The 12,110-nt window shown below is 40.1% G+C and carries 14 protein-coding genes; 9 read left to right on the top strand and 5 right to left on the bottom strand.

All coding sequences use genetic code 11. The annotated features are described in order from the left end of the window. Positions 1-51 precede the first annotated feature (51 nt). The 6 genes from QOL23_RS03840 (at position 52) to QOL23_RS03815 (ending at position 5,273) form a co-directional block, all read left to right on the top strand. Positions 52-768 carry a metallophosphoesterase family protein gene (locus QOL23_RS03840; protein WP_283400273.1) on the top strand — a complete coding sequence of 239 codons (717 nt, stop codon included), beginning with the start codon at positions 52-54 and terminating at the stop codon, positions 766-768. A 2-nt stretch (positions 769-770) separates the two neighbouring features. Further along, entirely contained in the window at positions 771-2,201 is a 1,431-nt protein-coding gene (locus QOL23_RS03835) for an aldehyde dehydrogenase family protein (protein WP_283400272.1), read from the top strand. Next, positions 2,201-3,319: an MFS transporter gene (locus QOL23_RS03830; RefSeq protein ID WP_283400271.1), complete on the top strand. Its 1,119-nt coding sequence runs from the start codon at positions 2,201-2,203 to the stop codon at positions 3,317-3,319. The genes QOL23_RS03835 and QOL23_RS03830 overlap by 1 nt, the downstream gene beginning before the upstream one ends. A gap of 40 nt (positions 3,320-3,359) precedes the next feature. After that, a complete protein-coding gene (locus QOL23_RS03825) occupies positions 3,360-3,974 on the top strand; it encodes a DUF2155 domain-containing protein (protein ID WP_283400270.1) in 615 nt (204 codons plus the stop codon). Positions 3,975-4,121: 147 nt separating this feature from the next. Next, positions 4,122-4,526 carry a CBS domain-containing protein gene (locus QOL23_RS03820; RefSeq protein ID WP_283400269.1) on the top strand — a complete coding sequence of 135 codons (405 nt, stop codon included), beginning with the start codon at positions 4,122-4,124 and terminating at the stop codon, positions 4,524-4,526. Further along, complete coding sequence (locus QOL23_RS03815) at positions 4,527-5,273, top strand: segregation and condensation protein A (protein ID WP_283400268.1); 747 nt, start codon at positions 4,527-4,529, stop codon at positions 5,271-5,273. Here the strand turns inward: QOL23_RS03815 and QOL23_RS03810 are convergent. From QOL23_RS03810 to rpiB, 5 genes are all read right to left on the bottom strand, one after another. Next, positions 5,251-6,048: a site-specific integrase gene (locus tag QOL23_RS03810; protein WP_283400267.1), complete on the bottom strand. Its 798-nt coding sequence runs from the start codon at positions 6,046-6,048 to the stop codon at positions 5,251-5,253. The two genes, QOL23_RS03815 and QOL23_RS03810, sit on opposite strands and share 23 nt — an antisense overlap. Continuing rightward, a complete protein-coding gene (locus tag QOL23_RS03805) occupies positions 6,024-7,655 on the bottom strand; it encodes a lytic transglycosylase domain-containing protein (RefSeq protein ID WP_283400266.1) in 1,632 nt (543 codons plus the stop codon). Before QOL23_RS03805 ends, QOL23_RS03810 begins: the two co-directional genes overlap by 25 nt. A gap of 15 nt (positions 7,656-7,670) precedes the next feature. After that, positions 7,671-8,705 carry a GGDEF domain-containing protein gene (locus tag QOL23_RS03800; protein ID WP_283400265.1) on the bottom strand — a complete coding sequence of 345 codons (1,035 nt, stop codon included), beginning with the start codon at positions 8,703-8,705 and terminating at the stop codon, positions 7,671-7,673. A gap of 95 nt (positions 8,706-8,800) precedes the next feature. After that, a complete protein-coding gene (locus QOL23_RS03795; RefSeq protein WP_283400264.1) occupies positions 8,801-10,057 on the bottom strand; it encodes a serine hydroxymethyltransferase in 1,257 nt (418 codons plus the stop codon). Continuing rightward, positions 10,058-10,513, bottom strand: coding sequence for a ribose 5-phosphate isomerase B (gene rpiB, locus QOL23_RS03790; RefSeq protein WP_283400263.1), 456 nt, complete (start codon positions 10,511-10,513; stop codon positions 10,058-10,060). A gap of 68 nt (positions 10,514-10,581) precedes the next feature. On the opposite strand from rpiB, the gene QOL23_RS03785 reads away from it, so the two are divergent. From QOL23_RS03785 to QOL23_RS03775, 3 genes are read left to right on the top strand one after another with little or no spacing between them, the layout of a single operon-like run. Beyond that, positions 10,582-11,295, top strand: coding sequence for a bifunctional hydroxymethylpyrimidine kinase/phosphomethylpyrimidine kinase (locus QOL23_RS03785; RefSeq protein ID WP_283400262.1), 714 nt, complete (start codon positions 10,582-10,584; stop codon positions 11,293-11,295). A gap of 10 nt (positions 11,296-11,305) precedes the next feature. Continuing rightward, positions 11,306-11,653: an RpnC/YadD family protein gene (locus QOL23_RS03780; RefSeq protein WP_283400261.1), complete on the top strand. Its 348-nt coding sequence runs from the start codon at positions 11,306-11,308 to the stop codon at positions 11,651-11,653. After that, the gene (locus QOL23_RS03775) at positions 11,616-12,089 is read left to right on the top strand and encodes a hypothetical protein (protein ID WP_283400260.1); all 474 of its coding nucleotides are present in this window, start codon (positions 11,616-11,618) and stop codon (positions 12,087-12,089) included. The genes QOL23_RS03780 and QOL23_RS03775 overlap by 38 nt, the downstream gene beginning before the upstream one ends. Positions 12,090-12,110 lie beyond the last annotated feature (21 nt).

Here is a 12,110-nt window from a genome sequence, read left to right as displayed (position 1 = left end):
CCCACCCCTTTAAGGATTATATCAATCCTTTTTTACTATAATCAAACTACCATGAAAGTAGGGATAATTGCGGATATTCACGGTAATATTCACGCTTTGAAGGCGGTAGAGTCTGCGCTTATAAGGGAAAACGTTGAGGAAGTATGGTGTTTAGGAGATACCATCGGTTACGGTGCGTTTCCTAACGAGTGTCTTGAGTGGGTAAAGGGTAACGTCAGGCGTTTTGTTGTAGGAAACCACGAACTTGCAGCTTTGGGGTTTGTTGACCTTTCACTTTTGAACGATTACGCACGGGTAGCTATAGAGTGGACAAGGGAGGTTTTGAGGGAGGATTTTCGCGAGTTTCTCCTTCAAACGAGAATCCAAGACCTTACAGACGAGTTTCAGCTGGTTCACGATACCCCTGAATCGCCGGGCAGTATGGAATACATCCTGAGTAAAGCTCAGGCTTACCGAGCGCTTATAAAACAGCAGAGGGACGTTTGTTTTTTTGCCCATACCCATATTCCGGCTGCTTACTCTCTTGCCGGCGGAGACGTTGTTGAAATTGACGTTTCTTCCTCTTTTACCGTTGATGGAAGGATGCTTATAAATCCAGGTAGCGTGGGTCAACCGAGAAACAGAGACCCGCGTTCTTCTTTTATAGTGTATGAAGATGGTTACGTTCGTTATCTAAAAGTGGAGTACGATGCGAAAGCAGCTGCAAAAGCCATTTTAAAAGCAGGATTACCTGACTTTTTAGCTGCAAGATTAATATTAGGGGTGTGAAGATGAAGGGATACATGGTTATCGGTGGAAAGAAGGTTTTCAAGCAAGAAGAGATTGAGATTACCTTTCCTTATACGGAAGAGGTTGTAGGAACGATACCGAGAGGCGATGAGAGGGACGTTCAGCTTGCCGTTGAGTCTGCCTTAATAGGTTTTGAAAAGATGAAGAAGATGACCGCTTACGAGCGCTACCAGTGTCTTCAAAAGGCAGCAAGGATTCTTTCAAACCGTTCAAAAGAGTTTGCGGAAACTCTCACCTTAGAAGTAGGGAAAACTATCAAGGAATCTATGGGGGAAGTTGGCAGAGCTGTGAATACGATTACCCTCTCTGCTGAAGAGGCGAAAAGGGTTTTGGGTGAGGAAGTACCGTTTGATGCGGCTCCCGGTATTAAAGGGAAAGTTGGTTTTTACAGAAGGGTACCGCTTGGAGTAATTGGCTGCATTACGCCGTTTAACTTTCCTTTGAACCTTACCTGTCACAAAGTAGCGCCTGCCTTAGCTGCCGGGAATAGCGTTGTAATAAAACCTTCGGAGAACACTTCTTTAACCGTTATAAAGCTTGCAGAGGTTCTTATTGAAGCAGGTTTTCCACCTGAGGCTGTTAACGTTGTAACCGGATTTGGCGAAGAAGTTGGTGATGCTCTGGTGAGGAATGAGAAAGTTAGAATGATTACTTTTACCGGAAGCGTCCAAACTGGAAAGATAATAATGAGCAGAGGCGGGTTAAAGAAGTATGCAATGGAGCTTGGTTCTAATGCCGGCGTTTACGTGGATAAAGACCAGTCTTACAGACTAAAAGAGATAGCAGAAAGAATTGCAAGGGGTGGTTTTGCCCTGGCAGGTCAGGTGTGTATTTCTGTTCAGAGGGTGTTTGTTCACGAATCTCTGTTTGACGATTTTGTTGAAAAGATAAAAGAGTTTACCGCTACTTTAAAGGTTGGTGACCCGAGACTCCCTGAAACGGACGTTGGTCCTGTTATAGACAGACAGGCTGCAGATAGAATAATGGAATGGATAGAAGAGGCTGTTAACGCCGGAGCGGAAGTTGTTATCGGCGGTAAAAGATTGTCTCCTACGCTGATAGAGCCGACGATTGTCGTCAACGTTCCAGAAAGCGTCAGGTTGTTTAAAGGCGAAGTTTTTGGACCGGTGATAGCCGTGAACAGGGTTTCTTCTTTAGAAGAGGGGATAGAAGAGGTAAACAACTCTCCTTACGGATTGCAGGCAGGTATATTTACTGATAATTTGAAGGCTGCGTTTAAGTTTGTAGATGAGGTTGAATGCGGCGGCATAATGGTTAATGAAATTCCTACGTTCAGGGTTGACCAGATGCCTTACGGCGGCGTGAAGGAGAGCGGAATAGGAAGGGAAGGACCCCACTTTGCGATTGAGGAGATGACGGAGATAAAGACTATATGTTTTGACCTTAACTGATGAAGAAAAACGTTTACCTTTTAAGCGTTGTCAGTTTACTTAACGATATCTCAAGTGAAATAATCCTTTCTGTGCTGCCCCTCTTTATAACGTCTCTGGGGGGTGGCGGCTTTTCCATAGGTTTAATAGGTGGTTTCAGAGATTTCGTTTCCAATTTCGTTAAGGTGATTTCGGGAGTTTTGTCTGATAAGTTTCGTTCAAAGAAACCTTTTGTTATTGCCGGCTACGGGATTTCTGCTTTCTTCAAGTTCTTTATAGGCTTTGCCAAAACTCCTTTTCAGGTTTTGATTGCTACCGTTTTTGAGAGAATAGGTAAAGGGGTGAGGACTGCTCCGAGAGATGCGATTATTTCTCTTTCTGCTTCCTCTCAAGGAAAAGGGTTTGGTCTTCACAGGGCGTTTGATACTTTGGGAGCTTTAATAGGAACGCTTTTAGCGCTTTTGATGGTGGCTTACTGGCACGCTTCTTACCGAAAAGTTATCCTTTTTGCTGCCATTATCTCTTTTGTTTCTCTGCTTCCCCTTTTGTTTGTGGAAGAGCCGAAAGTTAGTAGAGTTAATAGAAAGATTTCCTTTTCTTTTAGCTTTTTGGATGGAAGGTTTAAAAAATTTTTATTTGTAGCTGCTCTTTTCGCCTTTTCTTCTGTTAGCTATATGTTCTTTATGCTTAGGGCGGAAGAAATTACGCATTCAAAGGTTGTTCCTATTGTTTTGTATGCCGTTTTTAATCTGTTTTACGCTTTTCTTTCTGTTCCTGCTGGCGTTTTGGGGGATAAGGTTGGCAGGCTGACAGTTTTGTCTATAGGTTATGGAATTTCTGCTCTCTCCCTTCTGTTTTTGGCATTTTCCAACGGGTTTATGTTTCTTGTTCTATCTTTTGTTTTTTACGGTGCTGCGATGGCTTTGATTGATGGGACTCAGAGGGCGGTTGTAGGGGAGTTTTCTAAAGAGGAGTATAGGGCGAGTGCTTACGGCGTTTTCCATTTCTTGACGGGGTTGTTTGTGCTTTTGGGTAACGTTGTTTTGGGTGGGATGTGGGAGGTGGGGGGATTTTTCGTTCTTCTTGTTTACTCGTTTATTTCTTTTTCTTCTGCTGTAATCTTGAAGGTTTTGCTGTGATAGAATAGCATGCAAATAATTCCCAATTAAGGAGAGTGCGATGAGAAAGACGCTTGTTCTTGCAGCTGTTTTAGCAGCAGCTTCTATTACTTTTAGTTCTTGTGGAAAGAAGGAAGAGAAAGCGAAAACTCAAACTACACAGCAGGAAACTAAGGCGCCGAAACCCCTATCTGAACTTGAGCCTCAAAATGGAAAGATGCCGGCAGGTCATCCTCCGGTTAACAATATGCCTCCTGGACATCCTCAGATGAATGCTCAGAAAGAAGTTGAGATGTTCCATACGAAGAAAGTGTTGACGAAGATTGATAAGCCTGTGGAGATTCCTGCTGAGGTAGAAAAAACCTGGAAGTTCGCTACTGTTGATATTGTTGATAAGAAGACAGGAAAGCCTGTAAAAGAAGTTAAGGTTAAGAAGGGCGATGTGATTTCTTTCAAGGGTATGGAAATTAAGGTTCTTTATATTGTGCCTCAGCTTGTTGTAGGAGATAAGTACACTTCTGCTTCTAACGAACCTCGTAACCCTGCTATTTTGGTGGTTGTTAAGAAAGATGGAAAGACCGTTTACGCTGGTCCTATCTATAAGATGTTTCCGAAAATGTATAACATTAATGACCCTGAGTATATGATTATCTTGAAGGATATTTCAAAGAGTTAAATTTCTTTCTGAAAAAAATCCCCCCACCCCCTGCTCTTTTCCCTGCGTTGGAATGGAAGGAAGTGAGTGGGGGGATTTTTTATTTCTTGCATAAGTCTCTTACAAGCATTAATCTTAAATAAGAATTACTTGAGAAGGGAGGGTGTTATGCCGGTAAGAGACTTAATCCAGAGAAAGGTTGTGACCGTTGAACCTGACGACACTGTAATGCTTGCTGCCCAAAGGATGAAAGATAAGATGGTTGGAAGCCTCGTCGTTTTAGATGGGGACAAACCTGCAGGCATAATTACCGATAGAGATATAGCCATAAGAGTTGTAGGAGCAGGGAAATCCCCGGATACTCCTGTTAAAGAGGTGATGACTAAATCTCCTGTAACTATAAGAGAGGACGCTTCTTTCTTTGAATTAACCAGAACTTTTAGAGAAGCATCTGTTAGAAGGTTGATAGTTGTTGACAAAGAAGGTAAATTAGTAGGGTTAATTTCCATTGATGATGTGTTTGAACTTCTTGCAGCGGAATTTGCCAATCTCATTACAGCAATTAGAGGTTAGATGGATATAAAGGTTGAAACTGAAGTATTTGAAGGACCTTTAGACCTGCTGATTTACCTTATAAAGAAGAGGGAAGTAAGCATATACGATATTCCTATTGCTGAAATTACCGAAGAGTTTCTCAACTACATCTATACGATGCAGGAACTCAATATTCCGTTGGCTTCTGAGTTTATTTTCATGGCTGCCGTCTTGGCGCGTATTAAGTCTGAGTATTTAATTCCAAGAGAAGATTCTGAAGACCCAAGAAAAGAATTGGTTCAGATAATAGAAAAGTACCTTCATTCAAAAAAAGCTGCGGAAGTTCTTGAGAAATTAGAGGAAGAAGCAGCAAAGTTCTTTACAAACGACCCTTCCGATTTAATTTTTCAATTCCAGGACAAAATTAAAATTGCCAATACTAAAGAAGATTTGAAAACCGCGTATGAAGAAGTTCTTTTAAGGAAAGAGGAAAAACCGCTTAAAATAGGTATCAGGATTTCTGCTGAAAGCTTTAAAATTCCACAAAAGATGGAGGAAATTAGAAAAATCCTCTCAGAACACTACCTATTCCCCTTTTTAGAGTTTGTAAAAAGAAGTTCCTGTAAGTTAGAAGCGATAACCTACTTCCTTGCTCTCCTTGAACTTTCCAAGTTAGGTGAAGTGGCAACTTTTACAGATGGAGAAGAGATTTTTGTAACTAAGCTCTTTCCTCCGTTTAAACAGGAGAGAAAGATAATTCCTGTTATGGCTGATTACGTTTCTTAAGGACGTTTTCTATTATATCCGCCTTGCTCTTTAAATTCACGTACCTGTTAATGTAAGAAACCCTTTCCAAATTCCTTCCTGAATATTCAACTACTATATCAACAGGAAACCCTAACTTTAAGAGCTTTGCTACGTAGTTATCCTTAAAGTCTGCAACTGTTAAATCTAACTTGGCTTTTTTCATCAAATTATGAAACGTTACCTTCATTGTAGCTGTTGAAGAAGATATGAGTTTAGCTACAGGAAGTTTTTCTTCTTTTAATTTCTGCAACCGCTCGTTGATTTCTTCATTAATCACAAAGCGCTTTATCTTCCCCTCTTGAATTACAGGTACGTTTAAAAACACGCCATAGGAAGTACACTTTAGTTTTGAAATTTCAGCTGGGGCGAGACCTAAATGAATTACCATAAGCATTGCTGTTTGAAGCTCAGAAGAACGCAGCCTTTCAATTAAACTTTCTAACTTTTCTATTTCCTCTTCTTTGATTGGTCTGAATTCTTTAAACTCTCCGGTATCGGGGGGTTGAAATTTCAGTTTTCTTTTTACTTTATTAAACTTTAAGTACTGTTGTATTGCCGACATTGCTGTTCTGAAGCTTTTTTCTGTTCTGTACCTTACAGAGATAAAACTGTAAAGTTTCTCTTCATCAAAGTTCCTGAAATCGTAGTTGTAGAAATCCAAGAATTTGTGGAAGTACTTTAGAACGCGCTCATAAGTTTTAAGCGTGTTGTGTGTATATCCTTCTTCTCTCAAGGCTTTAAGAAACTTTTCCATTCTTGCCCTGTTCCGTATAGGTTGGAGTAAAAATAGAGATTTCTGCTTACCTTTTTAACGTAATCTCTCGTTTCCTTAAACGGCAGATAAAAATCTACGAAAATTATAAGGTCTTCTTTAGTTTTTATCTTTCCATAATTTTTAAGCGCTTTTTTTAAATTTCCAGGTCCGCAGTTGTAGGCAGCTGCAGCTAAAGGAAAGGATTTGAACTTTTTAAGAAGGCTGTGGATGTAGAACGAGCCAAATCGGTAATTTACTTCGGGTATAAAAAGTTTTTCCTTGAAGAAGTCCGTATCTCCTAATTTCTTAGCTAAGTACCTGCCTGTAAGAGGCATTATCTGCATCAGTCCTATCGCTCCGGAGCGTGAAAGTGCAAGGTGGTTAAAGAGACTTTCCTGTCTTGCAATGGCTAAAGATATAAAGTCGTCTCCGAATATTTTCGGTTTTGGGTATAGTATCTGTAAAGGTTTCTTTACTTTAAGTTTTACGGCTGCTTTGAGAGCTGCCGAATAGTATCCGCATTTGTAGAGGGCTAAAGGAATATCTTTTGATTTTAGGTCAAGCAGTGAAATTACTGGGCAGTAGTTGTTTGATAGCAGATATTTGATATCGGGGTTTGAAATTTCAACGTTGCCTTCTTTAACAACTTTTTTAGGTTTAGAAAGGAGTAGAGCGTAAAAATCTTTCTTACCAATCAAGAAAGAGTAATCGCTTTTGAAACCCAATTTGGCTTTTAGCGTTTCTCTCCATACCTTCTCTTTTTCGTTTTGAGGAGTTGCAATTAGGTTTATAGCTTTCTCGTAGTTGTAGTTAATTACTTCATATTTAATTCTGTAAGTTCTGTAAACTTTTGGAAAGAGGGTTTTTATGCTGTCAAGCATTTTCCTGTAAAATCCCCCCTCTCCCACCAAAAACCTGTCAAGCAGATAAACAGAGGCTGCCTTCTTGTAGTAAGCAGGAACGTTTTCTGTTAATAATTTCCTGAAATAGAAAAACTTTTCCGCTGGCTCTTTTGAAACGTAAATCAAGAAGAAATATCTTAAAGGTATGTTGCTGCTTTCAAGGTACTCTTTGGCTTTCCTATAGTTCCCTCTTTTAAGCTGGATTATTCCTTTAAAGTAGTTATAGAAAGGGTCGGTTTTTAAAAACGATAGGTACACCTCAGCTTCTGCGAACTCTCTATCTTTTATTGCTATCCAGACCTTTTTTCTCAAAACTTCAGGTGTGAACAGATATTTAGTATCACCTGCATTTGCCGTTATTATTTCCGGGTCTAACCTGTTGGTGCTTGAGAATATCTCTTTAAAGAGTTTTTTTGCTTCTTCCGTTTTTCCTTGCTTTTTTAGCTTTTTAGCGTATATGAACTTTACGTAAGGGTTTTTAACTTCTAAGTTTTCATTCTCTACGGGGCAGTTTAAAACGTACAACTCTTTTGATAACGTAGAAAAGATTGTCCCGTTAAACTCTTTAAGGAATTCGGTTGAACAGAAATTTCCTTTTTGGAGATAACCGATGAATCTTTTAGCTTTGAGCGTTTCTGCCTGACTTGATAGAGAAACAAAGGAAAGAAACAAAATTCCAAAAATTCTTAAAATTATCCCTCTCATTGTTTAATTATTGTATCACATATTGATTACTCTGTTTCTCCCCATTTTCTTCGCAGTGTAGAGACGGTCATCAACTAACTTTATCAGCTTTTCTACGTCTTCAGCTTCAACGCTGTCTGCAACTCCTAAACTTACGGTTATCTTCTTTGGAATAGAGAAATCGTTTTGCTCTATCAGACGTCTGATTTTCTCTGCTACGATGGTGGCTTCACTCTTTTTCGCTCCCGGTAGGGCAATTAAAAACTCTTCGCCGCCGTACCTTCCTATGATATCTCCTTTGCGAAGATTTTTTCTTACTAAAACGCTTACTTCTTTCAGAATTCTATCTCCCGTTTGATGTCCGAACGTATCGTTTACGCTTTTGAAATGGTCTATATCAAACATTATAAGTGAGTAGGGGATTCCCCTTTCTTTAATCTTATCTAACTGAGAAAATAAAGCTCTTCTCGTTAGAGCGGTTGTCAGTACGTCAACTTCTAAGAGCTTTTTTAGACCGTTTCTGTAAGCATCAATAAACATTCGGTATATCGTTATGGCTATAACGAAAGTTATGTAAGCTACAAAGGCTTCAAAACCTAAAACTATGGGGCTGTTTGATGTTAAAGTCTTTATTTCTGGAAGGTGGGGGAATTTCAAAAGGAAAATGAGGGTGTTTGTAACTATGGGAATATAGGCGTAGATAAGGAGTTTCCTGAAGTTAAAGAATATTCCAGCCATAAGAGGTATTAGAGGAAACCAGAAAAGGGAGGAGTAGTGTCCTGCTAATAGACAATAGGTGAGCGTGAATAGGACAGCTAAGACAAATATATTAACTGCTGTTTCTAATTTATCTTTCTTAACGAAGATGTAAGAAATTCCTAAAAGTAAGAAAAACAGAAAATCGTTTGGGAACAGGCAGGAAAAGTTAAGGAAGTAATCTCTCAGAGCCACGTAGAATTTAACTACTGCAGCTAAGAAGATTGCTATAACTAAGAGTTTTTTATAACAATCTTCGGGAATATCGTAGTTTATTGCCGGTGATTTAAAGCACCCTAATAACCATTCTCTCACGCTTACCTTCAAATTCATAGTTTTAATTAATGTAATCTATTTTATTGTGGCAAGCATTGATATTTTTCAAAAGGGGAGGAATTTCCTCCCCTTAATTACGTGTAGTCTTCTTCAAGCTCTTTGTATAGCGGGTGTTTACCGCAGATTTCAATAACTTCTGCTTTTACTTTTTCTATGACAGATTCGTCGTTGATGTTCTTTAAAACTGTTGCAATAAGCTGTGCAATTCTCTTTGCGCCGTCTTCTTTGATGCCCCTTGTTGTTATTGCAGGCGTTCCGATTCTTATTCCGCTGGTTACAAACGGACTTCTCGTATCAAAAGGAATTGTGTTCTTATTAACGGTGATGTTTGCCCTTCCTAAAGCTGCTTCAGCTTCCTTACCTGTTATTCCTTTATCTGTAAGGTCAACGAGCATAAGGTGGTTGTCCGTTCCGCCGGAAACGAGCCTGAACCCTTCTCTTTGAAGCTCTTCTGCCATAACTTTTGCGTTCTTGACGACCTGTTCCTGATACTTTTTAAACTCTTCCGTTTGAGCTTCTTTGAATGCGACGGCTTTTGCGGCTATTACGTGCATGAGAGGACCACCCTGAAGCCCCGGGAATACTGCTTTATCTATTTCTTTTGCAAATTCCTCTTTACACATCGTTACGCCGCCGCGGGGACCTCTAAGCGTTTTGTGAGTTGTAGTCGTTACGAAATGGCACGCTTCAATTGGTGATGGGTGAAGCCCTGTAACTACAAGCCCTGCAATGTGCGCAATGTCTGCTAAAAGGAGCGCGCCTACTTCATCTGCAATCTCTCTGAACTTGTCAAAGTCTATTATTCTTGGATATGCAGAAGCACCGCAGATAATTAGTTTAGGTTTGTGTTCTTTTGCTAAAGCGTAAACCTGGTCAAAGTCTATCGTTTCTGTGTCTTTACGAACGCCGTATTGGACCACGTTGTAGTATTTACCTGTCATGTTAACAGGGGAACCGTGAGAAAGATGCCCGCCGTGAGAAAGGTTCATGGAAAGAATTGTGTCACCTGGTTTTAGCATGGCGAGATAAACTGCCTGGTTGGCCTGAGAGCCAGAGTGCGGTTGAACGTTTACGTGTTCTGCTCCAAAAAGCTGTTTGCATCTTTCTATTGCTATTCTTTCCACGATATCAACGCATTCGCACCCACCGTAGTATCTCTTGCCAGGGTAGCCTTCCGCGTATTTGTTTGTCAGGACAGAACCTTGAGCTTCCATCACAGCAGGTGATGTGAAGTTTTCCGATGCGATTAGCTCAAGGTGTTCATTCTGCCTTTTATACTCGCACTTCAGGGCTTCAAAAACATCCGGGTCAACGTTTCTAACGTGTTTCATCTATTTTCCTCCGTATTCTGTTTTTTCAATCTCAGCGATTTTGTTGATTCTCCTTTCGTGCCTGCCACCTTCAAAAGGCGTTTCAAGCCACACCTTTACAATAGCTTTTGCTAACTCTTCACCTAAAACTCTTCCACCTAAGCATAAAACGTTTGCGTTGTTGTGCCTTCTGCTCATTTCTGCAGCGAAAATGTTGTAGCAGAGGGCTGCTCTGATACCTCTTACTTTGTTTGCAGCCATAGAGATGCCTATGCCCGTTCCGCAGATGAAGATACCCCTGTCTGCTTCGCCGTTTACTATCGCCTTTGCTGCCTTGTATGCAAAATCCGGGTAATCTACAGATTCTTCGGAATACGTTCCGAAGTCTATGTATTCAACGCCTAATTCCTGTAGGTAGGATTTAATGCACTCCTTTAATTTGTAACCACCGTGGTCGCAGGCGAGGGCAATTTTCATTTGCTTTTCCTCCTGCTGTTGGTTGGCGTGATTATATAATTTCTTTCTTAACTGAGTGGGGGTGCGTTTTGAAGTTTCTTTTAACTGTTGCAGGTTTTGACCCAACTGGCGGTGCCGGAATTTTGAGAGATTTGGCTATTTTCAGGCGGTTTGGATTTTTAGGCGCTGCTGCAATAACTGCCAATACGGTTCAGAACACCGGGGGCGTGAGAAGGGTTGAGTTTGTGGAGGGGGGATTTTTAATTGAACACTTAAAGGCAGTTTTAGAAGAAATCAAGCCTTTTGGCGTCAAGATTGGTATTCCTCACAGCTCTGCTGAGATTAATAGTGAGATGGCTAAGTTATTGGGAGATTTTAAACCCATTGTTTTTGACCCCGTTGTTTCTCCAACTTTTGGGAAAGAATTTTTGAGCAATTTAGAAGTAATAAGACCTTTGCTTTCGGTTGCCGATGTGATTACTCCTAACTTTAGCGAGTATAGAGTTTTGAAGCCTTATCTTGAGGATTTTAAAGGTGGTGTAATTGTTAAAGGTGTTGTGGAAGGTGAAAGAGTGAAGGATTTATTAATGATGGGGGGGGAGATTTTAAAGGAGATTGTCCACGTTAGAGATGATAAAGAGGTTAGGGGAACGGGCTGTGCGTTTTCTTCAGCTTTGCTTTCTTTAATGTGTCTTGGAGAAGTACTTGAAAAAGCTTTTGTCGGTGCTTCTTCTTTTCTTGAAACTTACAGAAAGGAAAGTTTTAAAACAGGTATAATGAAGCAGTGGTATTCTTTTGTTTAATGGAGATGCTTTGGAAAGACAGAGAATGGACGTTTTACTGAGGGATATTCTTCAAAAGATACCTGAAAAATTTGTGTACCTTCTTACGGGGAAGAGAGGTATAAAAATACTTGATAATTCCTTCCCAACTATAAAAGAAAGAAAAGCTGATTTTGTTGCAGAGCTTGAGGACGGTTCTATCTTTCACCTGGAACTTCAAACCAACCCCGATAAGAACATGCCCCTGAGGATGCTGGAATACCGTGTCCTTCTTATGCAGAAATATCCTGGCAAAGAAATTTATCAAATGGTTTTATACGTAGGAGAAGGAACTCCTAAAAATGGAAAATTCTATAGACCAGCAAGGTTTGTCGTTTAAATATGAACTAAAAGATATTAAGGAACTAAGCTGTGAAGAGTTAATGAAAAGTCCTCGGTTGGAAGATAAAATTCTTGCAGTTTTATGTAACGTGGAAACCCCTGAACGTTATTTTGAACAATTAATCCGGGAACTTTTAAGTCTGCCAGAGAAGGAGAGGGCAGATTACATTAGGAAACTGTTAACAGCTGTTCATTACAGACCTAAATTAAAAGTGGTGCTTAAACGTTTATTGGAGGATAGGAAAATGCCGCTTACCATTACTGAGGAAATGATGAAACAAGACCCATTTTTCCAGAAAGGAAAGTTAGAGGCAAAAAAAGAAGACATAATTAACCTTTATCGGGAGCTTAATCTTCCTCCCGAAAAAATTGCGAAGGTTCTTAAAGTTCAAGAAGAGTTCGTGAAGGAAGTTCTTAAGAAAGAAAGCCGTTAAAGTTCTGTGCAGGGAGGAGGT

Source organism: Desulfurobacterium pacificum (genome assembly GCF_900182835.1).
Taxonomy (GTDB): domain Bacteria; phylum Aquificota; class Aquificia; order Desulfurobacteriales; family Desulfurobacteriaceae; genus Desulfurobacterium_B; species Desulfurobacterium_B pacificum.
This window is presented reverse-complemented; position numbering and strand designations above follow the sequence as displayed.